Below are 25,356 nucleotides of genomic sequence, written 5' to 3'. Positions count from 1 at the left end.
CGGTGAAAACTCGCCGACCTGACGGGATCAGGTCGGCGAGAGCCGATCGAGTGCGGCGCCCTACGTCGCCGGAGTCGCCAGCTTCACCAGAGTCGGCCAGGTCACCGGAGTCGGCGGAGTCGCCGCAGTTGCCGGAGTCGGCGGAGTCGCGGCTCGCCGGAGCGCGGGCTGAAGGCTCGTGAATCCGTCGCAGTACGTGGTGCCCCACGCCGGTCCCGGAGGCGGTGGCGCGGCGGTCAGGACGCACTTCGTCTGGGCCAGGGAGCCGCTCGACGTCAGCACCGTGATCAGCAGGCTGCTGAGCGGCTCGTCCGCCTCCGTCACCGAGACGCCGACCACCCCAGGCGGGTAACCGGGCACCGACGTGAGGCTGTGCCAGCCTCCCGGCGCGGGTGTCCGGGGGTCCAGGATCCAGGTCACGCCGTCCGAGACGTACGCGGTGAAGTTCGTGTCGTAGGGCGGGAAGGTCAGCGAGACGAGAGTCGAGCCGACCCCGGAGGCCGTTCCCGGTGTGCCCGGCGTGCCCGGCGCGCCGCGCGGCCCTCGCGGGCCCGGCAGGCCGGGCACTCCCTGCGGCCCCCGAGGACCGGTCTCACCCTGCGGCCCTGGCTCGCCCTCGAGGCCGGGTGGCCCCTGCCATCCGGGCCCCGCCGGTCCCCGCTCCCCTCGCTCCCCTTGCTCCCCTCGCTCGCCCCGCTCGCCGCGCGGGCCCGGCGGCCCTTCCGGACCACGGAGAAAGCGCGCGCAGCGGAACCGGTGGCACAGGTGGCGGCAGCGCCTGCCGTGGCAGTCCCGGCGATCGGCGACGGCGTCCCCGCTCACCGCGAAGGTGGCCGAGGAAGCGGTCACCGCCGCCTGGGCCGTCCCAGGAAACGACAGGCCCGTCGCCGCACAGGTCAGCGTCAACGCGAAACCCGGTATGCCCCTGCGAGAAATCACGTGGTCTCCCTTTCATGGCGAAGAGGAACGCTGCGGAATCGCCACTTTCGGACGACGCGAGCGGGAGATACCCGAATAGCCGGAAGGCGATGCTTTACGGCAATGACGAGCGAAGCAAAAAGGCGACATTCCACAACCAAGTCATCCGCTGTGTCCGGATATAGGGGAATATCCAGGCGTGAATGGTCAATGTCACCGGCGATTGAGCACCTGCTGGGCCACCACCGGCGACTCACTCGGGGCGAATTCGACCCACGCCTCGAACACGGCGGTCCCCCCGTTCACGTAGACGGCCCTGATCTCGTGGACGCCCCGGGACAGGGAGGAGGTCGTGAACGTCGCGATCCCCGTCCGGTCGGCGTAGGCCTCGCCGAGGATGGTGGCACCCTCCATGAACAGGACCATGCCGGTGGGGCCGAACCCCTGGACGTTCCCGTCGACCTTGGCGGTGAAGGTCACCGGCTGCCCCATGCGCGACGGGTTCGGGGCCGAGGTGAGCGTCGTCGTGGTGGGCGGGTTCTGCGGCACGGTGACCCGCGTCGCGGGCAGGATCTCGGTGCCCTCGAAGGTGAGCGCCTCGTCGAGGGCCATCGTGCGGCCGTAGATCGCCGCGCCGTACGACACCTTGACCGAGTTCCGCGCCAGGACGGTCCCGCGGAAGGTGGAGTACGTCCCCAGGGTCGCGTCGTCGCCGACCTGCCAGATGACGTTGTCGGCCTGGGCGCCGTTCACCAGGTCGATGTTGCTCACCCTCGCCGTGTTCAGGGTGGAGTCGGCCTGGAAGATGAAGAGCGCGTCCAGGTCGCCCTGGGCGTCGAGCGTGAGGGTTCCGTTGATGCGGAAGCTGCCGTCCGTGCTCTCGTAGACGCCGGGCGAGATGGTCTTGCCGCCCAGCTCCGGCGACATGACGCCGTTGGCCGCCCGCCCGGCCGCGTCCTCGTAGGCCTCGATCGCGTCGGCCTTCGTCTCCCGCGCCTCCGGGTCGTCGATGTAGATTCCTCCATCACGTACCTCCCCCGGCGGGAAGCCGACCACCTCGTCGCCAGGGGTGATGGCCAGATCACCGGTGACCTGGGTGAGACCCGCGTTGAGGATCCGGGTCGCCCCCATCGCCGCGCAGTCATAGGCACTGCCCAGCTCCACGCGGGGCACCCGCCGCACCCGTCCCTCACCGGGCCGCGCCTGGTACGCGGCGGGCTTCGCGCCGATCGTCCCCGGCTCCGCCTCGGCCGCCGCGTTGTACGAGGCGGGCTCGGCGTTGAACGTCCCCATCGCGAGCGCGCTGACCACGACCGCGGCCAGCCAGGACGAGGGCAGTGACTTCATCATGCGGGCAAGTGTGACAACCCGGTCGGCCCGGACGGACGGGAGCCGTCGGCAGTGGGAGATGTCCTTGCCAGAGTTTGTGCGGTTCGAGACAAGGACCGCTCTCCGCCCGCGCCGCTCTGCGCCCGCGACTCCGGCCAGAGCCGGTAGACGCCGAAGTCGCCGGTGCGGAAGCGCAGGTCCGCGAAGGTCTCCAGGGCGGAACCGGGTCCGGTCCGGCGCTCGTCCACGAACAGCCACCGCACCCCGTAACGCTCGCGCAGCCGCCGGACCGCGCCCGCCGACGGCCGCTCGAAGACCGCGTCGTTGGCCCGCAGCCGGTCGCGGTCCCAGAACGGGCGGGTGACCACCCGCCCGCCCGGACGGCGGCCGTCGAGATTGGTCGCCGTGTAGGCCCACCCCTCGACGAGCATCCGCCGCTCGCTCAGCGCGGCGGCCCAGAAGGCGCGGCTGTCGCACGGGCTCTCGTATCCCAGGCGGCAGTGCACGTTGGTGGCGACGAGCTCACCGGGATCCGAGTGGTCACGCAACCACCGCCCCGCCGCCAGTCCCCCCTCGGGGACGTCCGGAGCCGGCGCCGGCCCGGCCACCGGGCTCCCGTACGTGCCGGGCAGGGCTCGCGCGACCCAGGCGGCGGGTGTGCCGGCCGCCGTGACCATGCACATCACCAGCGCGCACGTACGGACCCCGCTCTGCCGCGCGACGCGCAGCACGGCGACGACCAGCAGCACCACGCCCAGCAGCACGGCGTACGGCAGCCACAGCGCGAGGCCGTCCTGGCCGGAGCCCAGCGGGGTCCGGACGCCGCAGAGCAGCCGGACGGCGCAGGCGGCGAGCACCCCGGCGACGGCCGCGCAGGCCATGGCCCGGACCGTCACCCCCGCCCTCCTGACGACGTACGCCGCCCCGGCGACCGCGACCATCGCCAGGTAGGGGTAGGACGCCTGCGGGAAGTAGCCCTGCGACTGGCCCGGATGGCCGAGCAGGAACACCGCCGCGAGAGCGGCCGCGTTCATGCCGAGCGCCAGCACGACCGGTGGCGACAGGAGCCGTCGTGGCCCCGCGAGCAGGCCCAGCACCCCGCACCAGGTGATCAGCCCGCACAGCAGGCACAGCGCGGCGACCGAGAGGGCGGCGGCCCAGGAGACCTGCTCCGGCGCCCCGCCCGCGCCGGTCAGGTCCTGCCAGGTCACCCGCATGAGCGACAGCGGCTCGAACACCAGGCCCTGTCTCGCGCCGCCGAACAGCACGACGTGCGCGACGAGCAGGCAGGCGACGGTCAGCCCCAGCGCGGCCAGAGCGCGCCGGGGCGGCGAGAACCACCTGGCCGTCTCGACCGCCACGACCGCCACCAGCCCCGCCACGAGCACCGGCAGGTAGGTGGCCTTGGCCCCCATGACCGCCATGAGCATGACGGCCAGCAGCACCCACCGGCCCCGGGCCGGCCGCCGGTCACCGAGCAGATCGACGATCACCAGGACGACCGGGGCGAACAGCAGGGCGCCGAAGGTCTGGCTCGGGCTCGTCCACGACTGCGTGCCGCCCCAGGCGGACACCTCCGCCGTGCCCAGGTACAGGTCGGGCGCGGCGAGGAAGACCGTGCTCGCCAGGGCGATCAGCCCTCCCGTCCACGAGCCCGTGACCCGGCGGCCGACCGCCGCGAGGCACCCGGCGAGCGCGGCCAGCATGGGCAGCAGGGCCAGGCGGTAGAGGAGCACCAGAGGCTCGATCCCGGTCACCCAACTGGCCGCCGCGAGATGCGCGTGGACGAACCAGTGGTAGGCGAGGGGTTCGCCGGCGACCGTGGGCACCACGGGCGGCACGTGGTGCCTCAGCTCGCCGGCCAGCGCCAGGTGATAGGGCAGGTCGACGTACGAGGAGGCGATCGCGGGCCAGGTCAGGGCGTTGGCCGCGAAGAAGCCCGCGCTCCACAGGATGAGGCAGATCACGATCAGCGCGAGGCACCAGGCCCGCCCGAGCGGCGTGCGGCGCGCCGGACGGGCGGCCCTCCAGTGCCGGCGCAGCCGGGGGACGGCGAGGAAGACCGCGTACGTGCCGAGCGGCCAGGCCACGACCAGCAGCGGCGCTCCGAGCGCGCGGGCCGGGAGGTAGGCCAGCAGCTCCAGCGCGTAGCCGAGGGCCACCCCCAGCGCCAGCTCCTCCGGCAGCGTCCGCGCCCGCGGATGCAGGAGCCTGACCCACAACAGACCTGGCAGCGCGAGCCCCAGCGCGACGTACAGGCCGAACACGCTCATGTCCCGGGCGGAGACGCCGTGCAGACCGAGCACGACGACGGCGCAGGAGAGCACGGCCGTCGCCGGCAGCCAGGCCGACAGCCGCCCCAACGGCCCGCGCGGGACGGCGCGCCCCGCACCGGACTCCGGCTCGGGCGGAGGAAACGGGGACGAGGTCGCGGAAGGCAGCGCGGCGCGGGGCGTGGACGGGGCTTCGGCCATGCGCGCAAGCCTGGCGACGCCCGCGCGCCCGGCGGACGCCGACAGCCGAACCGGGTGACGTTCCTTACCTGCCTTTGGCCGGTGGAGACGCCCGTCCAGGGCCGCCCGGCGCGATCACGCGGAGCTTCCCGACACACCCTCAGCTCCTACTCGTGTCAGATTCGTCACTGAGCGTAACGTGGGGTGTGTGAGGATCTGGCCGCTCAGAGGGTTGGTCATCCTTTTCGTCTACTGCGTCTACTGATCGGCCAGCCGAATGAGTCTTCCGAAACAGGCGCGTCCCGGCATCGCTCCGGGTCCCCGGTGTTCCGAGCTCCATTGCCTCCGTTGCCGTGGCACGCTCCGCGTGGCCGACGGCGAGCTGACGTGTGAGGTCTGCCCAGCCACCTATCCCGTGGACAAGGGGATCCCGAGGTTCGTCCCCGAGGACAACTACGCCAAGGGGTTCGGCTACCAGTGGAACCGGCACCGGCTGACCCAGCTCGACAGCCACTGCGGCCTGCCCATCTCCCGCGACCGGGTGATGAGCGCGAGCGGCTGGACCGCCGCCGAGTTGCGCGGTAAAAGCCTGCTCGAATGCGGCAGCGGGGCCGGCCGGTTCACCGAGGTGCTGTGCGAGACCGGCGCCGTCGTGACGTCGTTCGACATCTCCAGCGCGGTCCACGCCAACGCCGCCTCCAACGGCCACTTCCCCAACCTGCTGCTCCTGCAGGCCAGCATCTACGACCTGCCGCTGCCCGAGGAGTCCTTCGACTACCTGTTCTGCTTCGGCGTCATCCAGCACACGCCCGACGTCGAGCGCACCTTCAAGACGTTGTTCCGCTACCTGCGGCCCGGCGGCCGCTTCTGCGTCGACGTCTACGCGGCGCCGATCTCCTACCTGCACCCCCGGCAGCTGTTGCGCCCGCTGACCAAGCGCGTTCCTCCGGCCCGGCTGTACGCCATGGTGGAGAAGACCGCGCCGAAGCTGCTGCCGCTGTCCCTGGCGCTCTCCTCCGTCCCCGTCGCGGGGCCGGGCCTGGCGCGTCTGGTCCCGGTCGCCATCCATCGGCATCTGGGCCTGCGAGACCGGCAGACCGTCCGTGACTGGTCGGTGCTCGACACCTTCGACTGGTTCGCGCCGCGCTACGAGAGGCCGCAGACCCGTCGGCGGCTGGAGCGGTGGACCCGGGACCTCGGGTTGAAGCAGGTGTCGATCCACCGCAATCGCGGCCTCTACGTGGTGCGCGGCGTCAAGTAGCCCCGGCCATGGGACTGACGCGCCCGGCTCTGGCCGGGCGCGTCTCAGCTCGAACCAACGGGAGTCTTTGCATGGAAGAGAAACTGGTTGTCGTCGGCCAGGGCTATGTCGGCCTGCCCCTGGCGATGCGGGCCGTGGAGGCGGGGTTCGACGTCGTAGGAATCGACGTCGACCAGTGGCGCGTCAAGCGGCTGAACGCCTGCGAGTCCTACGTCGAGGACATCACCGACGACCGGCTGGCCGCCGCGCTGCGCAGCGGCCGCTACCTGGCCAGCTCTGACTACGCCGACGCCGAGGGATTCGGCGTGTGCGTGATCACGGTGCCGACGCCGCTCGCCGAGGGCGCCCCCGATCTGAGGTACATCGCCTCGTCCGGCCGGTCGATCGCGCCGTTGCTCCGCCCCGGCGCCACCGTGATCCTGGAGTCGACCACCTACCCGGGCACCACCGAGGAGTATCTGCTGCCGCTGCTGGAGGAGGGCTCCGGGCTGCGGGCTCCGGAGGACTTCTTCCTGGGCTACAGCCCCGAGCGCATCGACCCGGGCAACCCCGAGTGGCGCCTGGAGAACACCCCGAAGGTCGTGTCCGGCCTCGACGAGGCGTCCCTGTCCAAGGTCGGGGCGTTCTACGGGCAGATCGTGAGTCGGGTCGTCCCCGTCTCCTCGCTCCAGGTGGCCGAGCTGTGCAAGCTGCTCGAGAACACCTTCAGGCACGTCAACATCGCCCTGGTCAACGAGCTGTCCATCTTCGCCGAGCAGCTCGGCATCGACGTCTGGGAGGCCATCGACGCGGCCTCCACCAAGCCGTTCGGGTACATGCGCTTCACGCCGGGGCCCGGCGTCGGCGGGCACTGCCTGCCGATCGACCCGTCCTACCTGTCGTGGAAGGTGAAGCGGAGCCTGGGGCACAACTTCCGGGTCGTGGAGCTGGCCAACGACATCAACGACCACATGCCCGAGCACGTCGTGCACCGGGTGACCCTGGCGCTGAACCAGCGTCGCAAGCCGGTCAACGGCAGCCGCGTGGTCGTGCTCGGGCTGGCGTACAAGAAGAACGCCGGCGACTGCCGCGAATCGCCCGCGATCGAGGTGGCGAGGGGGCTGCACAAGCTGGGCGCCGACGTACGGGCCGCCGATCCGCACGTGGAGCACTTCCTGCTGCCTCCCGGCGTCGAGATCATCGAGGTCTCGCGCCGGGAGCTGGCCGAGGCGGACGCGGTGGTGATCCTCACCGACCACGACTGCTTCGACTACGGGCTGATCGAGCAGGTGAGCCCGTTCGTCTTCGACACCCGCAACCGCTGCCGCGGGCCCAACGTCGAGCTGCTCTGACCCTAGGGGATCGCCGAGACCGGCACCTCTCGCACCTCGACCAGCGGGCTCGGCGCCATTCCGGGCGTGACGCCGGCGAACCACGCGGCGGGGGTGCCGGCCGCGGTGACCAGGCAGATCACCAGCGCGAACGTCCGCCGCCCGCCGGTCCGGGCGGCGAGCAGCGCGAGCGCGACCAGCAGCACCACGCCCATCAGGGCGAGGTACGGCAGGTAGAGGAGCACCACCTCCTCACCGCGGCCCAGCGGCACCTCGACGTCGCAGAGCACCCGGACGAGGTAGGCGGCCAGCACCCCGGTCCCGGCCGCGAGCAGCACCGACCTGAGCGGCAGCCGGGCCCGCCGTACGACGAGGAGCAGCCCGTAGACCGCGACCATCGCCAGGTACGGGTACGGCCCTTCGAGGAAGTGCCGATCGCCGAGCAGCAGCCCCAGCAGGAGACCGGTCGCGCTCATGCCGAGCACCAGCACCACAGGGGGCCGCAGCAGCAGTTGCGGCCGGCTCACCAGCCCGAACGCTCCGCACCAGGTGATCGCGCCGCAGAGCGTGAGCAGCAGCGCGACGCCGAGCAGCGCGGCCGGCGAGGGCGCCTCGTCGCCCAGGCCGGTCAGCCGGCCCAGCGTCTCCCGCACGACCGGGCCGGCCGCCGGCGACATCCCGGCGGCCGGCGCGACGGCCAGGCACACCCCGGTCAGCCCGAGGGCGGCGACGGCCCGCCGGGGCAGGCTGAACCACCTGACCGTCTCGACCGCCACGACCGCCACGAGCCCACCGGCCAGCAGCGGCAGGTAGGCGGCCTTCGCGCCCATGACCGCCACGAGCATCACCACCAGGAACACCCACCGGCCCCGGGTCTGCCGCCGGTCGCCGAGCAGGTCGACGACCACGAGCACGACCGAGGCGAAGAGCAGCGCGCCGAAGGTACGGGCCGGGCTCGACCACGACTGCACCGGCTCCCAGGCGAACACCCCGGCGGCCCCCCGGTAGAGGCTGGGCGCCGCGACGAAGACGGTGGCGGCCAGGGCGCCGAGCGCTCCCGCCCACGTGCCGATGACGCGGCGGCCGACGGCCCCGAGCAGGACCACGAGCGTGCCCAGTATGGGCAGCATGGCCAGGCGTGAGGACAGGACCAGCGGCTCGATTCCGGTGAGCGCGGCCGCCGCGAGGTGCGCCTGGATGGACCATTCATGCCCGTCCAGCACGCCGGCCGGGGCGAGCGGGGCGCCGAAACGGTCGGCGGCGGTCCATCCGATCAGGCAGATCACGCCCAGCGCCAGCCCCCACGACCAGCGGAGCGAGGTCGGGGCCGGGCGCGGCGCGCCCTTCCAGTGCCGGTGCAGGCGGGGGACCGCCAGGAAGAGCGCGTACGTGCCGAGCGGCCAGACCGCGACGAGCAGGGGCACCCCGGCCGCGCGGCTGAGAAGGGAGGCGAGGACTTCCAGCGCGTAGCCGAAGGTCAGCCCGAGCGCGACCTCCTCGGGCAGCGCGCGGGGACGCCGGTACAGGAGCCGGACCCACAGCAGGCCCGGCAGCGCGAGGCCCAGGGTGACGTAGCCGCTGAACAGGACGAGGTCCGTGACGGAGACGCCGTAGAACCCGAGCACCACTCCGGCGCAGGCGGCCACCGCCGCGGCGGGCAGCCAGGTGGTGAGCCGCTGCCAGGCCGGCCGCGGGCCGGGGGGCGCTGGTCCGTCCGCGCCGGTCTCCGGCGCGGAGGCGGCGGAGGCGGCGGAGGGCAGCGGGGAACGCGGAAAAGGAGGAGCTTCTGCCATGAGCGCAAGCCTGGCGAGGCAGGCGCTCCGGACCGGCGCGGACGCCCGGGCACGGCAATGTCCTTGCCGGTCCTTGGCGGGGTTTTCAGGCCAGGGCGGTCACTTCAGGGCGGTCACTTCTGGGCGTCACTTCCAGAGTCACTTCCAGAGTCACTTCCAGGCGTCACCTCCAGGCGTCACTTCAGGGCGGCCGAGAGCGCGGCGAGACCGCGGTCGAGGTCGGACTCGGTGATGTTGAGCGCCGGGCGCAGCCGGACGGAGCGGGGGCCGCAGGGGAGCACGAGCACGCCCTGCTCCTCACGGACGCGGGCGACGAAGGCGTCCCGGCTGGAGGTGCCGGGCAGGTCGAAGGCGCACATCAGGCCGCGGCCGCGCACGTTGGACACGCTGTCGGGCTGCTCGGCCTGGATCTTGGCGAGGCGTTCGAGCAGGAGGACGCCGAGGGTGGCCGCGCGCGGGATCAGGCGGTCGCGCTCGATGATCTCCAACAGCCCGCGCGAGCGGACCATGTCGACCAGGTTGCCGCCCCAGGTGGAGTTGATCCGGCCGCTCACCTGGAAGACGTTGTCGGGCACCAGGTCCACGCGGCGGCCCGCCATGATCCCGCCGACCTGCACCTTCTTGGCGAACGCCACGACGTCGGGGGCCAGGCCGAGCTGCTGGTAGGCCCACGGGGTGCCGGTCGCGCCGCCACCGGTCTGCACCTCGTCCAGCACGAACAGGGCGTCGTACTCGTGGCACAGCCGCTGCATGGCCTGCAGGAACTCGGGGCGCAGGTGGTTGTCGCCCCCCTCGCCCTGGATGGGCTCGGCGATGAAGCAGGCGATGTCGTGCGGGTGGCGCTCGAAGGCGGCACGGGCCTGCTCCAGCGCGTGCGCCTCCGCCGCCTCCACGTCTCCGAGGTGGGCGGCCGGTACGTCGAGGCGCGGCCAGTCGAAGACGGGGAAACGGTCGGTCTTGGCCGGCTCGGTGTTGGTCAGGCTCATCGTGTAGCCGCTGCGGCCGTGGAAGGCCCTGGTCAGATGCATGACCCGGGTGCCGAGCCCGCGCGACCTGCCGGCGGCCTCGTTGCGGCGGCTCTTCCAGTCGAAGGCGGTCTTGAGGGCGTTCTCGACGGCCAGCGCGCCACCCTCGACGAAGAACAGGTGGGGCAGTTCGGGGTCGCCGAGCACGCGGGTGAACGTGTCGACGAAGTCGGCGAGATGCTCGGTGTAGATGTCGGGGTTGGCGGGCTTGTTGCGGGCGACCCGGCCGAGCAGCTCGGCGAACTCGGGATCGAAGGGCGGGTTCACGCCCAGCGGGGCGGAGGCGAAGAACGTGTAGAAGTCGAGATATCGGCGGCCGTCGCGCGCGTCGACGAGCCAGGAGCCCTGACTTCGTTCGAGATCGAGCACCAGGCGGTAGCCGTCGACGAGCAGGTGGCGGGCGAGCCGGTCGTGTACGTCCATGTCTCCTCCACAGTGAGCCAGACATGGCATACGTTCCCCACTCCAGCAGGCAATTATCCGAAAATTTTCCGGATTCTAAGCCCCTGGCGCGAGTTTCTTCACCCAGAACGCCAGAGCCATCACCGCGATGCCGTACAGGATCGCGAACAGGCCGACCAGCCAGACGAGCGTGAGCAGGCCCGCGCCCGGCCAGATCAGCAGGACGATGCCGAAGATCACCAACAGCACCCCGCCCACGATCAGCGTCCACTCGTTGGCGGTCGTCTCGCGCAACCGGACGCCCGCCACGATCTCCGCCACGCCGGCCAGGATGGCCCAGATGGCCACGACGTAGAGCAGGGCCAGCGAGGTGATCCCCGGCCAGACGAGGGCCACGATGCCGGCCACGATGCCGAGGATCCCGGAGATGATCAGCCAGGCCCGCGACCCGGTGTCACGTTCGGATCCGGCGAACAGCAGGAAGAAGCCGTTCACGATCGCGTACGCGCCGAAGAAGATCACCAGGACCAGCACCGTGAGGCCGGGCCAGATGAGGGCGAGGATGCCGAAGATGATGGCGGCGATGCCCCGGATGAGAACCAACCACCAGGTGCGCGCGATTTGCTCCATGGTGGATCTATGTCCAGTTTGTCACCGCATGCAGCCCACCATCGGGTCAAGCGTTGGTGATCCGCACCCCCACCGTCCCCGCGTCGCCCCGGCGCAGCTTGCTGCCGAGCATCGCGATCCGGCCCATCAGGCCGTACTTCCGCTTGAGGAGGCCGCGCACCCGCTCGGTCTCCTCGGGGCCGAGCACCTCGGCCCGGCCGGGCACCGCCTCTCCCCTGAGCTTTCCCCTGTGGTCACAGGGCGCCACCGCCACATCGGGATTGTTGCGGATGCGCTTGACCTTGCCGGAACTCGCGGCGGTCCAGAGGACCAGGGCGTCGCCGTCCTGGGCCACCCAGACCGCCGTCGCGACGGGGGTGCCGTCCTTGCGGTAGGTCGTCACTGAGATGTACTGCTCCGCACCGAGATTCACATGTGTGAGTAGACCACGATCGACACCGCGATGTACTGCACCAGGTAGGCGGCGACGGTGAAAGCGTGGAACACCTCGTGGAAACCGAACCACTGAGGTGACGGATCCGGGCGGCGCAGGCCGTACACGACCGCGCCGGCACTGTAGAAGACGCCGCCGACGGCCACCAGCACGACGGCGGCCACGCCCGCCCCCTCCAGCAACTGCGGCAGCACGAAGATCGCGGTCCAGCCGAGCGCCAGGTAGAGCACGGTGTAGAGCCAGCGCGGCGCGCCCATCCAGCACACCCGGAACAACACGCCGGCCAGCGCGCCGCCCCAGGTGACGGTCAGCACGATCACCCGCGCCGCGCCCGAGAGCGCCAGCAGCGCGAACGGCGTGTAGGTGCCCGCGATGATCAGGTAGATGTTGGCGTGGTCGAAGCGGCGCAGCACCTCGGCCAGGCGCGGGCCCAGCGTGCCGCGATGGTAGGTGGCGGAGATGCCGAAGAGCAGGCCCGAGCTGATCGCGTAAACGGCCGCCGCGACGCGGGACAGGAGGGTCGGGCCCAGCGCCACGAGCGCGAACCCCGCGACCAGCGTCACGGGCAGCGCTCCCATGTGCAACCAGCCTCGCAATCGGGGCTTCACGGTCAAGGTCGTCATATAACCTACGGTACCGTAGGTTAGAGCCCGTTGAGGAAGCGGGCGGTGATCGGCAGCGCGGCCGTCCGGCCCGCTCCGCCGTGCCGTACGAAGACGCAGAAGGCCAGGTCGTCGCGGTAGCCGACGAACCATCCGTGGTCGTCGCCGTCCACCACCTCGGCGGTGCCGGTCTTGCCGGAGACCCCGGCGGGCAGGCCCGCCCCGCTCGCCGTCCCGTGGTCGACGACCGCGGCCATCATGTCGCGCAGCGCGGCGACGATCCCCTCGTCGAGCCGGACCGGCCGGTGCGGCGTCCCCTCGATGCGCGCGGCCTCGTCCTCCGGGAGCAGCCGAGGCGAGCGCCAGGTGCCGCTCTGCACGGCGGCGGCGATCGCCGCCATGCAGAGCGGGGTGGCGAGCACGGTGCCCTGCCCGATCGCGGCGGCGCCGTGCCAGTCGGCGTTCTCCGGATCCTTCATCGTGCCGCAGGCGCCGCCCGCGCCCGTCGGCAGGCCGCGGCCGAACCCCCACTCCTCGGCCGTCGCGCGCAGGTCCTCGGTGCCCAGCCGGGCCACGGTCTGCTGCACGAACGTGGTGTTGCAGGAGTGGGCGAAGGCGTCGGTGAAGGAGACGGTGCCGTGGTCCTGGTGGCCGGCGTTGTGGAAGGACCGGCCGAAGGGGATCGTGTACTCGCCCGGGCAGGCGAACTCGGTCGCCGGGTCGAGGCCGCTCTTCAGCAGCGCCGCCGCGGTGATCACCTTGAACGTGGAGCCGGGCGGGAAGAGGTCGTGAAAGGCGCTGGCGCCCCGGAGCCGGTCGGCGACCGCGAGCACCTCCCCCGAGCTGGGGCGCAGCGCGATGATCGCGGCGTCCTGCACCCCGTCCAGCGCCCGCGCCGCCGCCGCCTGCACCGGGCGCGACAGCGTGGTGCGCTGGGCCTCGGTCTTCGGTTCGGCGGTCATCAGCCGCCGGACCGGCTGTCCCGGCACCGTCGACACCAGCGCCCAGCCCTGGTTCACCTCCCCGAACTCGGGTCTGATCCGGTCCAGATAGGACTCGGCGTAGCTGTCGTTGGGGATCTTGTCGCCCTCCCTGGTGACCAACTCGGCCGAGGGCCCGTCGAACTCCGTCAGGTCCAGCGTCCCGCCGTCCTTGAGCAGCGGATGGAGCGTCTCGGGCGACCAGAGCACCTTCCAGGCCCGCCCCCGTACGGCCAGCCGCAACGTCCCGGCGAACGGCCACGGCCCGAACTCGCGTAACTCGCGGCTCCCGGTGAACGGCACCTCGGCCGTCTCCTCCCCCGTGCTCTGCACCGCGCCGGGCACCAGCTCGACCTCCTCGACGTGCAGTCTCTCGGTGAACGACAGGTGGCGGCTGACGAAGTCGGCCGGCGGCTGGTGGACGAGCCGGGCCATCGCCCGCACGTCACCGTCCTGCCACGCCCGGAAGTAGGCCGCCGAGGTCTCCTGGGCGCTGCCCCGGACCCGGTTGGCGGCCAGCACGGCGAAGCCGTACGCGCCCAATACCGCCACTACGGCGATAACGAGCACAATCAGCCTGCGGCGTCGCATACGGTTTCCCCCAGGGAGGAGACAGCGTGGCACGAGGACAGCGCGAACCGATGCCCGGTCTGTATCCGGTGACGTTCGGCGAGATCGAACTGCTCCGGGATCTGGATCGGCAGGACGGCTGGGTGCTGTCCAAGGATGGCGTACCTCAGTCGTATGTTGACCTACAAGACCCCACATATCTGGAATTCGAGTACGTACGCCTCATGGCGGACGTCATCGACCTCCTCCCGGAGGGCCCGCTCACCTGTGTCCACGTGGGCGGCGGCGCCTGCACGATCCCCCGTTACGTGGCGGCCACCCGGTCCGGCTCGCGGCACATCGTCATCGAGCCCGACGGCCTCCTGGTCGACCTGATCCGCGAGCAGCTCGATCTGCGCTCGGTGCCACGCCTGAAGGTCATGGTCCAGGACGGCCGCGACGGCATCGCCCGCGTCTGGGACTCCTCGGCCGACCTGGTGGTGCTCGACGCGTTCGCCGGGGCCACCATGCCGGTCGAGCTGGGCACGGCCGAGTACATGAGCGACCTGGCCCGCGTTCTGCGCCCCTCGGGGCTGCTGTTGATCAACCTGGCCGACGGCAAGGGCCTGAGCTTCGCCAGGCGGCTCGTGGCCACCGTGCTGGGCGCCTACCGCCACGTCGCGCTGCTGGCCGAGCCCGGCGTGCTGCGCGGCCGCAGGTTCGGCAACCTCATCGTCGCGGCGTCTCGCACCGAGCTGCCCGTCGACCTCCTCACCCGCCGCGCCGCGGGCGGCCTCACCCAGGCCAGATGCGTGTACGGCGAGGCGCTGACGCGCTTCGTGGCGGGGGCCTCCCCGATCAGAGACGGCGACCCGGTGCTCGCCCCGGTGCCGCCTCCGGCCGTGTTCGGCTGACCCCCGCGCGCGGGCCCGTGGTCCATGTACAGCGGACAGCCGGCGAGCCCAAGGGCACCCCGTGGCACCCGCACCGCCGGGGGTACGAGTGCGAGACCGTCACCTACTTGACATCCTCCCGGCTCTGAAGAACCGGGATTCCGACCGTCGCCGGTCAGTCTTCCTGCTTCACCGCCGGTCGCCCGCCCGAGAGAGGACCCTCGTTGAGGTCTTACACCGGCTCCACAGGCGTTTCGCCTCTCCGCAAGCCCTGCGGCGAGGATGTTGCCGATCGTTCGTCCGGCGGCTTGGGTGTCGCCACCGTCGAACACACCACCGAACCGCGCGGTGTCACGCGGCGTTTCGACGGCGATCCGCCTGACGGCGAATCGCCTGCCCCTGCCCTGCTCCGCAGGAGTCCGATCCCTCCCCCGCCGGAAGGCGGTGGTCTCCTCGGAGGTTCCCGATGAACATCCGCGCCGAGCTGGTGCAGGCCTTCGAGGACTTCCAGGCCGGCCGCCTCGGCACGATCCCGGCCGGCCACGCCTGATCAGGCGGGCCGGCTCGGGTCAGGTCAGGTCAGGTCCATGTCAATCCAGGATCGGGCCCGTCCAGGACTGGGCCAGTCCAGGATCAGGTCAGTCCAGGGTCGAGTCAGTCCACGGTCAGGCAGGCGACGCGGTCACCGGCGGAGCCTGCCTCGGGGCCCGTGGGCGTGGTCGACTCGGAGTGGATCACCAGGGAGCCGGGATCACGGCCGTCGAGCGACCACGGGTTGCGGGCCGTGGCGCGACCGGCGCCCGCCTCGTCGGTCTTGAAGTCGAGCCACACCTCGCTCGTGGCATTCGCCTTGCCCGGCTCGTGCTGGAAGTGGGGGCCCGAGTCGTCGGGCTTGGGCCCGCACACCTTGGTGTGCAGGTGGGCGCCGTAGCGGCGGTTGGGGAGGAAGCCCTCGACCACGAGGGAGGTCAGCGTCTTGCCACCGGCGGACTCGACGGTGACGCTGGCCTGGGCGCCGTCGGGGACGAGCTTGCGGTCGTAGGTGATGGCCGCGGTGTCGCTGGTCGAGAAGGTGCCGCTGGAGGAGAGCGCCGTCGCGCTGTTGGACGTGCTGTCGGTGGTGTGGTCGCCCGGCTCGCCGGGGCCGGCGCTGGGCGTGCGAGCGTAGGTCTCGCCGGCCGACGGGGTGGGGCTCTGCGCCGCCTGCCCCACCGGGGCGTCGCGCGCCGGGCTGGTGGTGGTCTGGGCACAGCCCGCCACGAGCAGGACGAGCAGGAGTGCGGGCACGCGCATGGGAAACCCCCAGAGCAGTGATGGGAACACGAGCCTTTCGGCCTACCGGCTCGCGAGGCCCATCACTCTAGCGAGTAACCGAACCGCTACGCACCGTGTTTCGCGGCGATGGCGTCGATCAGCGCGGCCAGGGTGAAGTCGGCCTCGGTGAGACCGCCCTTGTCGTGCGTCGTCAGGGCGAGGTGCAGCTTGCGCCACCGGATGTCGATGTCGGGGTGGTGGTTGAGCTCCTCGGCCTTGACCGCGATCTCGTCCACGATGCGGATGGCCGTGGGGAAGTCGGGCGCGGCGACGGTGCGGCGGATCTCGTCGCCCTCGCGCCGCCAGGCGGGCAGCTCGCTGAGCTTCTTCTCGACGTCCATGGGACTCACCGTACTTGAGCGCCCCGGCCTCGGGGCGGACCCGGTATCGACGTCGGACCCGGCATCGGCGTCGGCGTCGCGGCCGGACCGGGGCCGACCGCGACCAGGCCGGGGCCGGACCGGGGCCGGACCGCGACCCCGCGACCGGACCGGAGCCGGGCGGCGGCCCGCTCACGTCGGGGAGTCCCGATCGAGCCGTGACCTTCGCGTGGGCGCTTGCCCAGAATCATGGTCCGGGGAGAGGGTGGGATCATGATCGAGGAGTACGCGGACCGCGTGTGGAACGGCGAGGCGGACGACAGCATCGTGGACATGGGCCTGTTCGGCCAGGGCGTCCAGACGATCGCCGACGGACTGGGCTGGTGGTGCGGTTTCGGCAACGTGATCGCCTTCGACTCGGGCGGCGAACTGGCGCTGTTCGACACGAGCGCCCCGTTCATGTCGGAGCGGATGCACACCGACGTCCGCGCGTGGAGCCGGTCGCCGCTGACCACCGCGATCTACTCGCACGGCCACATCGACCACGTCTTCGGCACGGCTCCCTTCGAGGAGTCGGGACCGCGGGCCACCGTGTACGCACATGAGGCAGTGAACGCCCGATTCCAGCGATATTTGCTGACAAGTGGCTATAACGCGGTGATCAACCGGCGCCAGTTCCAGAACGACGACCTCCAGTGGCCCACCGCCTACCGGTACCCCGACGTGACCTACCGCGACACGCTGACCGTGCGGCACGGCGACGTCACCTTCGACCTCTTCCACGCCAAGGGCGAGACCGACGACGCCACGGTCGGCCACGTCCCCGAGCACCGGCTGCTGCTGCCCGGCGACCTGTTCATCTGGGTCTCGCCCAACTGCGGCAACCCCCAGAAGGCGCAACGCTACCCGCGCGAGTGGGCGCACGCCCTGCGGCGGATGGCCGCCCTGGACGCCGAGATCATGCTGCCCAGCCACGGCGCGCCGATCTTCGGCCGCGACCGCGTCCGCCAGGCGCTGCTGGAGACGGCCGAATGGCTCGACTCGCTGATCTCCCAGACGCTCGTCCTGCTCAACGAGGGCGCCCGCCTCGACGAGATCGTCCATACCGTGAAACCGGTGTCCCACCTGGCGGACCGCCCCTACCTCAGGGCCCGCTACGACGAGCCCGAGTTCATCGTGCGCAACCTGTGGCGGCTGTACGGCGGCTGGTACGACGGCAACCCCGCCAACCTCAAACCGGCCCCCGACGCGGCGCTGGCCGGGGCCGTGGCGGAGCTGGCCGGTGGCGCCGCCCGGCTGGCCGACGCGGCGCTGAAGGCCCTGTCCGACGGCGACGAGCGGCTGGCAGGCCACTTCGCGGAGATGGCCGCGCTCGCCGCACCCGACGACCCCGGCGTGCACCGGGTCCGGGCCGAGGTCTTCGGGGCACGGGCCGCCGGCGAACAGTCGCTGATGGCCAAGGGCGTCTTCGCCTGGGCCGCCAAGGAGTCCGCGGGCCGCGCGTCCACCTGACCTCACCGGCCGCCGTCAGCCGAAGTGGGCGCGGGTCTCGGCGAACGCCTGGTCGGTGCCGTCGAGGGCGCGGGCCACGTCCTCCTCGGTGTGGGCGGCCGACATGAACCAGTTGTGCCACGGATGGAGATAGACCCCGTGGCGCAGGCAGGCGTCGCTCCAGTAGAGGGCCGTGGACAGGTCCGCGTCGCCGTCGAAGCTCAGCCAGGGGATCGTCACCGGCCCGGTCTGGTTCACCGTGAAGCCGTGCGCCTTGGCCTGCGCGTACAGCCCTTCGCGCAGTTGGGCGCCGGCCCGCTCCATGGTGGCGATGCCACCGGTGTCGCGGAGCGTCTCGATCGTCGCCTTGGCCGCCGCCATGGCCACCGCCGAGAACCAGAACGACCCCGTCGAGTAGAGCGACTGCGCCGCCCCGCGCAACGCGTCGGTGCCGGTCACGGCGGCGATCGGATAGCCGTTGGCCATGGCCTTGGACCAGGCCGTCAGGTCGGGCCGCACGCCGTAGGGCTCCCAGGAGCCGCGCAGGTCGATCCGGAACCCCGCCCGCACGTCGTCGATCACCAGCGCGGCCCCGAGCCGGTCGGCCAGCGCCCGCGCGCCCCGCGCGAAGGCGGGCTCGACCAGCTCCTGGTCCTCGAACGAGTCGTGCTTGAACGGCGTCACGATGATCGCCGCCACCTCGCCCTCCACGGTCGCCGCCGCGTTCTCCAGCGACTCCAGCGAGTTGTAGGCGAACTCCACCAGGTCGGCCCGCTCGTTCGGCGTGGTGCCGGCGAGCGACGGCGTGCACCAGGGGTCGGCCCCGTGGTAGGCCCCGTGCGCCATCAGCACCTTGGTCCGGCCGGTGGCGGCCCTGGCCACCATGAGGGCCTGGGTGGTGGCGTCGGTGCCGTTCTTGGAGAACATCGCCCAGTCGGCGCTGGGCACGGTGTCGACGAGCAGCTCGGCCAGCTCGACCATGACGGGGCCCGGCCCGTTGAGGCAGTCGCCCAGCGCGAGCTGGCGGGCGGCGGCCTCCTCGACGCGAGGGTGCCGGTGCCCGAGCACGACCGGCCCCCAGCTGCACATGAAGTCGATGTACTCGCGCCCGTCGACGTCCCACTGGCGGCAGCCCTCGCCGCGCTCGAAGAACTGCGGGTATCCGGGGGCGAAGATGGCGGCGTTGAGGTGCCCGTACATCCCGCCGGGCACCACTTTCGCCGCGCGCCGGCGAAGCTCGGCGTCTGTCATGGCGAAGCCTTCTCTCTCGTGTCGGTACGGCCTGCGTACGGTCTCGCCGGACGGTCTCGCCGGGAGCGGCGGCCCGCGTGGCCGGTGAAGGTCAGGTCAGGTCAGGTCAGGAGGGCAAGGGTGGAGTCGAGGTCGGTGAGGCCCGCGTCGGAGCCGAGGCCGGTCGCCACCCGGGCGGCGGCGGCCGTGCCCCAGCGCGCCGCGCCGATCACGTCCTGCCCGTGCAGCAGGCCCGTGACGAACCCGGCGCAGTAGGCGTCGCCGCAGCCGGTCGTGTCGACGACCTCGGTCTTCAGGGCAGGCACCCGCTCGACGCCGTCGCCGGTGGCGACCAGGCTGCCCTCGCCGCCCAGCGTGACCAGCACCCCGCGCGGCCCTTCGGCCAGCAGTGCCCGCGCCGCGTCCGTCACGTCCTGGGCGCCGCCGGCCATGAGCAGCGCCTGCGACTCGTTGGGCAGCACGTAGTCCACGTGCGGCAGGAAGGCGCGGGCCATGCCCAGCAGGTCGGGCAGCTCCGACAGCAGGTCCATGGTCACGACGGCGCCGGCCGCCCGGATGGAGTCGAGCAGCTCGAAGAACGCCGGGTCGCCCAGCCCGAACGTGACGTCCATGCCGCCCAGGTGCACCGCGCGGACGCCGCGCAGGACCTCGGGGTCGAGGTCGGCGAGCGTCACGCCGAGGTTGGCGCCGGGCACGTGGAAGCTGGGGCGTCCGCCGTCCGGCCTGATCGGCAGGATGGACGCCGCCGTCTGCTCGCCGGGGCGGCGCACCAGGCGGGAGACGTCCACGCCCCGCTTGGCCATCACCGCGAGCAGGAAGTCGCCGAGCTCGTCGTCGCCGATCGCGCCCATGGTGACGACGTCGTTGCCCAGCTTGACCAGGTCGACCGCGGTGCCGGCGGCCGAGCCGGCGGCGGTCAGGCGGATCTGGTCGACCAGCACGGTGTCCTGGCCCTCGGGGATGCGCTCGACGGGCCTGGCGAGGATGTCGACGATGTGGACGCCGACGGTGGCAACGGTCATGGACTAAATAGACAGACGTCCGAATAAAAAGTCAATATGCTGATAGCAGGGAGAGCGAAGGGGGCACCACGATGCCGAAGATCGTTGACCACGACGAGCGCAGGCGCGAGGTGCTGTCGGCGGCCCGCCGGGTGATCGTCAGAGACGGCATCGACGCCGCCACCACCCGCGCGATCGCCAAGGAGGCGGGCTACTCCAACGGGGTGCTCGCCCACTACTTCGCCGACAAGGACGAGATCCTGCTGTCCGCGCTGCGCCAGTCCCACCAGCGCATCCGCGACCGCCTCACCCGCAAGGTCGGGGGCGCGAGCGGGCTGGCCGCGCTGCGCGAGCTGCTGCTCGACAACCTCCCCCTCGACGCGGAGCGCACCCAGGAGACCCGGCTCGAAGTGAGCTTCTGGAGCCGCAGCCTGGCCTCGGAGCGCCTGGCCGAGGTGCAGCGCGCCGAGGCCGCCGAGCTGCGCGCGGCCATCCGCTCGTTGCTCGCCGAGGCCCGCGCGGCCGGCGAGCTGGCCGGCGACGACAACCTCGATGACCTGACCGAGCACCTGCTCGCCTTGGTCGACGGCCTCAGCCTGCACCTGCTGCTCTACCCCGACCGGCTGACCCGGGTCGACCTCGAACGCCTGCTCCTCGCCTCCCTCGACCGTCTCGCCGCCTGACAGGCCGATCCAGGACATTGCCGCATTTCGGACGGCCGACTACATTGCCGCTCATGAGCCTCCGCGAGCAGCTGTGCGAGTACGGCAGGCGCGCCGTCGAGCTGGGCCTGGTCATCGGCACCTCGGGCAACCTGAGCGTCCGGCAGGAGGATCGGGTCGCCGTGACCCCGTCGGGCGTGGCGCTCGACCGGCTGACCCCCGAGCTGTGCCCGGTCGTCGACTTGGCGGGCAACCTGGTCGAGGGCGAGTCGCAACCGTCCTCCGAGACCCCGATGCACCTGGCCGTCTACGCGTCCGGCGACGCGCGGGCCGTGGTCCACACGCACTCGGTGTTCGGCACGGTCGTGGCCACCACGATGACCGAGCTGCCGCCGATCCACTACAACGCGCTGCTGCTCGGCGGGACGGTGCGGGTCGCCGAATACGCCACGTACGGCACGCCCGAGCTGGCGGCCAATGTCAGGGCGGCGCTGGAGGGGCGGCGGGCGGTGCTGATGGCCAACCACGGCGGCATGACCATCGGCGCCACGCTCGAGGAGGCGTTCGAGGCCACCCGGCTGCTGGAGTGGCTGTGCGAGGTGTACGTGCGCGCTCTCGGCGTGGGCACCCCCAACGTCCTGACCCCCGAGCAGTTGGACGCCGTGGTGGAGCGCGCGTTCAACCCGCCGGTGTTCCCTCGCCGGGCCGGCTGACGGCCCGCTCGGCCAGGCCGAGCGGCAGCCCGCCCGCGCCGGCGATCCGGTCGTGGAACGCCTTCAGTGACCCCTGGTACGCCTGCCTGATGCGGTCGATCTCGAGCGCGCCCGTGAGGTAGGACGGCGCCTGCGTGGGCCAGGCGCAGTAGCGGCTGACCTCGGCCCGGGCGGTGCCGGGCGTGAGCGACGCCTTGGTGGCCATGAACGTCTCGGCCTGCTCGATCGACATGTCGTCGCAGTGCAGCGCCGTGTCCACGACGATCCGGGCGGCGCGGAAGACCCGGCAGTCGAGGTGGGCCAGCTCGGTGGCGGGCGTGTCGAAGTAGCCCTGCTCGTGCAGCAGCTTCTCGACGTAGAGGGCCCAGCCCTCGGAGAAGTACGGCGTGCGGAACACCTTGCGGACGGTTCGCGGGTTGCCGGCCATGTGCGATAAGTGCCAGTGGTGCCCCGGGTAGGTCTCGTGCGCGGCGATCGACGGCATCTGGGCCCGCGAGTTGGTCCGCAGGCGCTGACGTACCTCCTCCTCGGTGAAGTCGTCGGGCGTGAACGGCACGAAGAAGACGCCCGTGCGTGAGCTGGTCAGCGGGGGCGGCGCCAGGTAGTGGGCCACGGCCGCGACCGGCCGGGTGTACTCGGCCGAGGGCAGCACCAGGCACTTCTCCCCTTCGGGGAAGGTCACCAGGTCACGGGACCGGACGAACTCGCGGACCCGCCGCGTCTCGGCCTCGTACTCGGCGCGCATCGCCTCCAGGGTCGGCGGGTGGTCGTCCATGAGCGACTCCATGACGGCCCGCCAGTCGGCGGTGCCGCCGGCCCGCCGGGCCACCTCGCGCATCCGCTCGTCCAGCGAGGCCCACGCCGCTCCGCCCTTCTCGTGCAGCTCGGCCGCGCCGTAGCCGAGCAGCTCGCGCTCGCGCAGCAGGGTGGAGTAGAGCCGCTCCCCCATCCGCCAGTCGCCACCGCAGGCGAAGCCCTCCAGGAAGGCGACGAGCTCGTCGAAGGCCCGCGCGGCGGGCTCGGCGGCCTCCGCCAGCCGCGCGCTCAGCGCGGGGTCGCGCACCATCGACGGAACGGTCCGGGTGAGGAAGCGCCGCCCCGTGCGCGCCTGGTCGAGACCGCGCCGCACCAGCAGCGGCGCCGCGAGGTCGGGGTCGAGGTTGGCGCGGCAGGCGGCCAGCACGCCGGGCACCTCGGCCAGCCGCGAGACGGCGGCGGCGACCAGCTCGGGTTCCGGCTTGAGCCGCTGCTGGAAGGGGTTGAACAGGGAGGTGAAGACCGCCGAGAGGTAGACGGCGGGGTCGCGGCGCCAGTCGGGCCAGGAGGCGAGCGCGACCCAGCCTCTCAGCTGCGACAGGACGAGATCCCGGTCGATCGCGTCGTCGGGGGTGGCGGCCTCCAGGGTGGAGAGCCGTTCGAGCCAGCCGGCCTCCTCCCGCGCGCGGGCGGTGAAGGCGGCGGCGGTGAAGTCGCCGAGCGTGTGGTCGTAGCCGTCGGCTCCCAATTGGCTCGCGACCACCGGACGTCCGGAAAAGTACCAATGGAGAAACTCGTCCACGATCGCACAATATCCTGATCTCCATGCCTCTCCAGATCACCGGCACGCTCGGCGACCCCGACCTCATCGGCCTGCCCTGGGACGTGCCGCTCGCCCAGTGGCCGGAGCGGCATCTGGTCGACCTCCCGCGCGGCATCTCACGGCACGTGGTGCGGTTCGCCAGGCTGTCCGGCAAGGTCTACGCGATCAAGGAGATCAGCGAGAGGTACGCCAGGCGGGAGTACCAGCTGCTGTGGGACCTGGCCAGGCTGGACGCGCCGTCGGTGCAGCCGGTCGCCTACGTCACCGGCCGGGACGAGGGGCTCGACGCCGCGCTGATCACCCGGCATCTGCAGTTCTCGCTCCCCTACCGGGCCGTCATGTCGGGCACGCTGCGGCCCGACACGCTCACCCGCCTGCTGGACGCGCTCGCCCTGCTGCTCGTCCGGCTGCACCTGAACGGCTTCTACTGGGGCGACTGCTCGCTGTCCAACACGCTGTTCCGCAGAGACGCCGGGGCGTTCGCCGCCTACCTGGTCGACGCGGAGACCGGGGAGCTGCACCCGATGATCAGCGAGGGACAGCGGCGCGGCGACATCGACATCGCGCACGTCAACATCTTCGGCGAGATGCTCGACCTCGAGGCCGGCGGCCTGCTGCACCCGACGATCGACCCGATGGACACGGCCGAGGACATCGTCGCCCGCTACCACCGGCTGTGGGACGAGATCACCCAGGACGAGATCATCGAGGAGGTCGACTGGCACGTGGTCGAGCAGCGGCTCCGGCGGCTCAACCTGCTCGGGTTCGACGTGGCCGAGATGATGGTGCGCCGCAAGGTCGGCACCGGGCGGCTGATCGTCCGGCCCAAGGTGGTCGACGCCGGGCACCACCAGCGGCGACTGCTCCGGCTGACCGGGCTCGACGTGGAGGAGAACCAGGCCCGGCGGCTGCTGAACGACCTCGACGGCTTCCGCGTGGCCCAGGGACTGCGGCACGAGGACGAGGCGATCGTGGCCCACCGATGGCTGGCCGAGGTGTTCCAGCCGACGGTGGCGGCCATCCCGGCCGTCCTGCGCGGCAAGCTGGAGCCCGCGCAGCTGTTCCACGAGATCCTGGACCACCGGTGGTATTTGTCGGAGGCGGCGGGCGCCGACGTGGGGCTGGCCGCCGCGGTGCGGTCGTACGTCGGCACCGTGCTCGTGCACAAGCCCGACGAGAAGGCGCTGCTGCCGGACGAGCCCGTCGAGTAGGCGGGTCGGCGGGTCGGCGGGGCTGTCAGTAGGCCACGGTGATGCGGCTGCGGAGGTGCTCGAAACGTTCCATCTCGTCGCCGATGGCGACCGCGAAGTCCTCGGCCGAGATGAAGCTGCGTCCCTCCGCGTCGGACAGCAGCTCGTCGCGGCCGATGCGGTAGGCGCCGGTGCGCACGCCAGGAGCGACCTCGGCGGGCGGCGAGACGTAGGTCCAGTCGAGGTCGCCGACCTCGCGGAAGACTCCCAGCGCGGCCCGCTGCGCGAGCGCCTCCTTCTTCCACGACTCGGGGAAGCCGGGCGCGTCGACCAGGTCGAGGTCGGGGGCCACCCGCAGGCTGCCCGCGCCGCCGACGAAGATGAGCCGCCGCACTCCGGCCGCGCGCATGCCGTCGACGAGCGCGCGGACGTCGGCCAGGAAGGGCCCCTCGGGCTCGGTGCCGTCGCGGGGCGGGGCGATCGCGGAGATGACCACGTCGTATCCCCTGGCCAGCGCGGCGGCGTCGCGCACGTCGCCCTGGATCGGACCCGACCTGCTGACGCCGGTCACGTCATGGCCCCGCCCGGCGAGCTCGGCGGCGATGCGGCTGCCGATCATACCGGTGGCGCCAAAAAGAAGGATCTTCATGTTTTCACACTACCCACCGGATACCGGCTACTTCATCACCCGATAATGTGAATAACATTCTTTATTGTCGTCACCGATTCGGTTAAATCTAATAAAAAATCCGTCGCGGTGGGGTTTTTCTCCATCCCCGCCGTATAGCTGTTTAACTCCACCTTTATCAAAGCTTCTTCGCCGCCTCCGGCCCTCCTACGCTGGCTCAATCCTTCAGAAGCGGCGAGGGGAGGACACGTGCTCGGGTTGGACGACTGTCTGATCGAGGTCATGGCGATACCGGGGGCCCTGGACGCGATGCTGCTGGACCAGACGAGCGGCATGGCGGTGGCGGTCAGCGGCTCGCCGCAGGGCGTCGACACCGAGGGCTCGGCCGCCGCCCTGACCGAGACGCTCCGCGCGACCGTGGACGGGCTGGCCCGCTCGTGTCCCGGCGACACGGTGCGCATCGACGACATGCTCGTCACCACCGACCAGGGCCACCACCTGCTCAGGCTGATGGAGACGGCCTTCGAGGGACCGCTGGTCATCTACGTCCGCCTCGACCTGGAACGGTCGAACCTGGCGCTCGCGCGCCACCGCCTGCGGGCCATCTCCAGCAGCCTGCTGACCTGACC

The 25,356-nt window shown here is 71.7% G+C and carries 23 protein-coding genes; 8 read left to right on the top strand and 15 right to left on the bottom strand.

Translation table 11 applies throughout. The features are described from left to right. Nucleotides 1–60: 60 nt before the first annotated feature. The 3 genes from IEY82_RS39805 to IEY82_RS08635 form a co-directional block, all read right to left on the bottom strand. On the bottom strand, nt 61–939 hold the full coding sequence (locus IEY82_RS39805; RefSeq protein WP_189123472.1) for a collagen-like triple helix repeat-containing protein: 879 nt from the start codon (nt 937–939) through the stop codon (nt 61–63). Nucleotides 940–1,131: 192 nt separating this feature from the next. Then, entirely contained in the window at nt 1,132–2,268 is a 1,137-nt protein-coding gene (locus tag IEY82_RS08640) for an ice-binding family protein (protein WP_189123471.1), read from the bottom strand. After that, the gene (locus tag IEY82_RS08635; RefSeq protein ID WP_189123470.1) at nt 2,265–4,721 is read right to left on the bottom strand and encodes a hypothetical protein; all 2,457 of its coding nucleotides are present in this window, start codon (nt 4,719–4,721) and stop codon (nt 2,265–2,267) included. Before IEY82_RS08635 ends, IEY82_RS08640 begins: the two co-directional genes overlap by 4 nt. Nucleotides 4,722–5,067: 346 nt before the next feature. On the opposite strand from IEY82_RS08635, the gene IEY82_RS08630 reads away from it, so the two are divergent. Continuing rightward, nucleotides 5,068–5,961: a class I SAM-dependent methyltransferase gene (locus IEY82_RS08630; RefSeq protein ID WP_189123469.1), complete on the top strand. Its 894-nt coding sequence runs from the start codon at nt 5,068–5,070 to the stop codon at nt 5,959–5,961. A gap of 71 nt (nt 5,962–6,032) precedes the next feature. Continuing rightward, the gene (locus tag IEY82_RS08625) at nt 6,033–7,292 is read left to right on the top strand and encodes a nucleotide sugar dehydrogenase (protein ID WP_189123468.1); all 1,260 of its coding nucleotides are present in this window, start codon (nt 6,033–6,035) and stop codon (nt 7,290–7,292) included. Between the two features lie 2 nt (nt 7,293–7,294). On the opposite strand, the gene IEY82_RS08620 is transcribed toward IEY82_RS08625, so the two are convergent. The 6 genes from IEY82_RS08620 to IEY82_RS08595 all read right to left on the bottom strand — a co-directional run bounded on the left by IEY82_RS08620 (nt 7,295) and on the right by IEY82_RS08595 (nt 13,688). Further along, nucleotides 7,295–9,064 (bottom strand): hypothetical protein, encoded by a 1,770-nt coding sequence (locus tag IEY82_RS08620; protein ID WP_189123467.1) that lies wholly within the window; start codon nt 9,062–9,064, stop codon nt 7,295–7,297. Nucleotides 9,065–9,240: 176 nt separating this feature from the next. Further along, entirely contained in the window at nt 9,241–10,512 is a 1,272-nt protein-coding gene (gene lat, locus IEY82_RS08615; RefSeq protein ID WP_189123466.1) for an L-lysine 6-transaminase, read from the bottom strand. Nucleotides 10,513–10,587: 75 nt separating this feature from the next. Next, complete coding sequence (locus tag IEY82_RS08610; RefSeq protein WP_189123465.1) at nt 10,588–11,121, bottom strand: HdeD family acid-resistance protein; 534 nt, start codon at nt 11,119–11,121, stop codon at nt 10,588–10,590. A gap of 46 nt (nt 11,122–11,167) precedes the next feature. Further along, nucleotides 11,168–11,533, bottom strand: a complete 366-nt coding sequence (locus IEY82_RS08605) for a PPOX class F420-dependent oxidoreductase (protein ID WP_189123464.1) — start codon at nt 11,531–11,533, stop codon at nt 11,168–11,170. Further along, complete coding sequence (trhA, locus tag IEY82_RS08600; RefSeq protein WP_225262440.1) at nt 11,530–12,177, bottom strand: PAQR family membrane homeostasis protein TrhA; 648 nt, start codon at nt 12,175–12,177, stop codon at nt 11,530–11,532. The genes IEY82_RS08605 and trhA overlap by 4 nt, the downstream gene beginning before the upstream one ends. Nucleotides 12,178–12,197: 20 nt before the next feature. Beyond that, the gene (locus IEY82_RS08595; protein ID WP_189123462.1) at nt 12,198–13,688 is read right to left on the bottom strand and encodes a penicillin-binding transpeptidase domain-containing protein; all 1,491 of its coding nucleotides are present in this window, start codon (nt 13,686–13,688) and stop codon (nt 12,198–12,200) included. Between the two features lie 89 nt (nt 13,689–13,777). Here IEY82_RS08595 and IEY82_RS08590 point away from each other — a divergent pair, with 89 nt between their 5' ends. Further along, nucleotides 13,778–14,599, top strand: a complete 822-nt coding sequence (locus IEY82_RS08590) for a spermidine synthase (protein WP_189123609.1) — start codon at nt 13,778–13,780, stop codon at nt 14,597–14,599. A 633-nt stretch (nt 14,600–15,232) separates the two neighbouring features. Here the strand turns inward: IEY82_RS08590 and IEY82_RS08585 are convergent. Beyond that, nucleotides 15,233–15,871: a superoxide dismutase family protein gene (locus IEY82_RS08585; RefSeq protein ID WP_189123461.1), complete on the bottom strand. Its 639-nt coding sequence runs from the start codon at nt 15,869–15,871 to the stop codon at nt 15,233–15,235. A gap of 86 nt (nt 15,872–15,957) precedes the next feature. After that, nucleotides 15,958–16,233, bottom strand: a complete 276-nt coding sequence (locus IEY82_RS08580) for a 4a-hydroxytetrahydrobiopterin dehydratase (RefSeq protein WP_189123460.1) — start codon at nt 16,231–16,233, stop codon at nt 15,958–15,960. A gap of 252 nt (nt 16,234–16,485) precedes the next feature. Between IEY82_RS08580 and IEY82_RS08575 the strand changes: the two genes are divergently transcribed. Next, a complete protein-coding gene (locus tag IEY82_RS08575; protein WP_189123459.1) occupies nt 16,486–17,724 on the top strand; it encodes an alkyl sulfatase dimerization domain-containing protein in 1,239 nt (412 codons plus the stop codon). A 15-nt stretch (nt 17,725–17,739) separates the two neighbouring features. Here IEY82_RS08575 and IEY82_RS08570 read toward each other — a convergent pair whose 3' ends face one another. After that, on the bottom strand, nt 17,740–18,954 hold the full coding sequence (locus IEY82_RS08570) for an aminotransferase class III-fold pyridoxal phosphate-dependent enzyme (protein WP_189123458.1): 1,215 nt from the start codon (nt 18,952–18,954) through the stop codon (nt 17,740–17,742). A 101-nt stretch (nt 18,955–19,055) separates the two neighbouring features. Beyond that, nucleotides 19,056–19,976 (bottom strand): carbohydrate kinase family protein, encoded by a 921-nt coding sequence (locus IEY82_RS08565; RefSeq protein ID WP_189123457.1) that lies wholly within the window; start codon nt 19,974–19,976, stop codon nt 19,056–19,058. A gap of 71 nt (nt 19,977–20,047) precedes the next feature. Between IEY82_RS08565 and IEY82_RS08560 the strand changes: the two genes are divergently transcribed. Further along, nucleotides 20,048–20,638 carry a TetR/AcrR family transcriptional regulator gene (locus tag IEY82_RS08560; protein ID WP_189123456.1) on the top strand — a complete coding sequence of 197 codons (591 nt, stop codon included), beginning with the start codon at nt 20,048–20,050 and terminating at the stop codon, nt 20,636–20,638. Between the two features lie 53 nt (nt 20,639–20,691). Beyond that, nucleotides 20,692–21,330 carry a class II aldolase/adducin family protein gene (locus tag IEY82_RS08555; protein ID WP_189123455.1) on the top strand — a complete coding sequence of 213 codons (639 nt, stop codon included), beginning with the start codon at nt 20,692–20,694 and terminating at the stop codon, nt 21,328–21,330. On the opposite strand, the gene IEY82_RS08550 is transcribed toward IEY82_RS08555, so the two are convergent. Next, entirely contained in the window at nt 21,296–22,888 is a 1,593-nt protein-coding gene (locus tag IEY82_RS08550) for a DUF885 domain-containing protein (protein ID WP_189123454.1), read from the bottom strand. The two genes, IEY82_RS08555 and IEY82_RS08550, sit on opposite strands and share 35 nt — an antisense overlap. A gap of 23 nt (nt 22,889–22,911) precedes the next feature. Between IEY82_RS08550 and IEY82_RS08545 the strand changes: the two genes are divergently transcribed. Then, nucleotides 22,912–24,120: a DUF4032 domain-containing protein gene (locus tag IEY82_RS08545; RefSeq protein ID WP_189123453.1), complete on the top strand. Its 1,209-nt coding sequence runs from the start codon at nt 22,912–22,914 to the stop codon at nt 24,118–24,120. Between the two features lie 25 nt (nt 24,121–24,145). On the opposite strand, the gene IEY82_RS08540 is transcribed toward IEY82_RS08545, so the two are convergent. Beyond that, nucleotides 24,146–24,748 (bottom strand): NAD(P)-dependent oxidoreductase, encoded by a 603-nt coding sequence (locus IEY82_RS08540; protein ID WP_189123452.1) that lies wholly within the window; start codon nt 24,746–24,748, stop codon nt 24,146–24,148. Between the two features lie 228 nt (nt 24,749–24,976). Between IEY82_RS08540 and IEY82_RS08535 the strand changes: the two genes are divergently transcribed. After that, the gene (locus IEY82_RS08535; protein WP_189123451.1) at nt 24,977–25,354 is read left to right on the top strand and encodes a roadblock/LC7 domain-containing protein; all 378 of its coding nucleotides are present in this window, start codon (nt 24,977–24,979) and stop codon (nt 25,352–25,354) included. Nucleotides 25,355–25,356: the final 2 nt, after the last annotated feature.

This window comes from Nonomuraea cavernae, assembly GCF_014646355.1.
In the GTDB taxonomy this organism is placed as follows: domain Bacteria; phylum Actinomycetota; class Actinomycetes; order Streptosporangiales; family Streptosporangiaceae; genus Nonomuraea; species Nonomuraea cavernae.
Note: the sequence above shows the minus strand (reverse complement) of the source record. Positions and strands in the feature narration are given on the sequence as shown.

Bases quoted from the DNA above. Each gene is read 5' to 3' on its own strand.
- IEY82_RS08640 (WP_189123471.1), bottom strand. From the start codon at position 2,268: ATGATGAAGTCACTGCCCTCGTCCTGGCTGGCCGCGGTCGTGGTCAGC.
- IEY82_RS08635 (WP_189123470.1), bottom strand. From the start codon at position 4,721: ATGGCCGAAGCCCCGTCCACGCCCCGCGCCGCGCTGCCTTCCGCGACC.
- IEY82_RS08625 (WP_189123468.1), top strand. From the start codon at position 6,033: ATGGAAGAGAAACTGGTTGTCGTCGGCCAGGGCTATGTCGGCCTGCCC.
- IEY82_RS08620 (WP_189123467.1), bottom strand. From the start codon at position 9,064: ATGGCAGAAGCTCCTCCTTTTCCGCGTTCCCCGCTGCCCTCCGCCGCC.
- lat (WP_189123466.1), bottom strand. From the start codon at position 10,512: ATGGACGTACACGACCGGCTCGCCCGCCACCTGCTCGTCGACGGCTAC.
- IEY82_RS08610 (WP_189123465.1), bottom strand. From the start codon at position 11,121: ATGGAGCAAATCGCGCGCACCTGGTGGTTGGTTCTCATCCGGGGCATC.
- trhA (WP_225262440.1), bottom strand. From the start codon at position 12,177: ATGACGACCTTGACCGTGAAGCCCCGATTGCGAGGCTGGTTGCACATG.
- IEY82_RS08590 (WP_189123609.1), top strand. From the start codon at position 13,778: ATGCCCGGTCTGTATCCGGTGACGTTCGGCGAGATCGAACTGCTCCGG.
- IEY82_RS08585 (WP_189123461.1), bottom strand. From the start codon at position 15,871: ATGCGCGTGCCCGCACTCCTGCTCGTCCTGCTCGTGGCGGGCTGTGCC.
- IEY82_RS08580 (WP_189123460.1), bottom strand. From the start codon at position 16,233: ATGGACGTCGAGAAGAAGCTCAGCGAGCTGCCCGCCTGGCGGCGCGAG.
- IEY82_RS08575 (WP_189123459.1), top strand. From the start codon at position 16,486: ATGATCGAGGAGTACGCGGACCGCGTGTGGAACGGCGAGGCGGACGAC.
- IEY82_RS08570 (WP_189123458.1), bottom strand. From the start codon at position 18,954: ATGACAGACGCCGAGCTTCGCCGGCGCGCGGCGAAAGTGGTGCCCGGC.
- IEY82_RS08565 (WP_189123457.1), bottom strand. From the start codon at position 19,976: ATGACCGTTGCCACCGTCGGCGTCCACATCGTCGACATCCTCGCCAGG.
- IEY82_RS08560 (WP_189123456.1), top strand. From the start codon at position 20,048: ATGCCGAAGATCGTTGACCACGACGAGCGCAGGCGCGAGGTGCTGTCG.
- IEY82_RS08555 (WP_189123455.1), top strand. From the start codon at position 20,692: ATGAGCCTCCGCGAGCAGCTGTGCGAGTACGGCAGGCGCGCCGTCGAG.
- IEY82_RS08545 (WP_189123453.1), top strand. From the start codon at position 22,912: ATGCCTCTCCAGATCACCGGCACGCTCGGCGACCCCGACCTCATCGGC.
- IEY82_RS08540 (WP_189123452.1), bottom strand. From the start codon at position 24,748: ATGAAGATCCTTCTTTTTGGCGCCACCGGTATGATCGGCAGCCGCATC.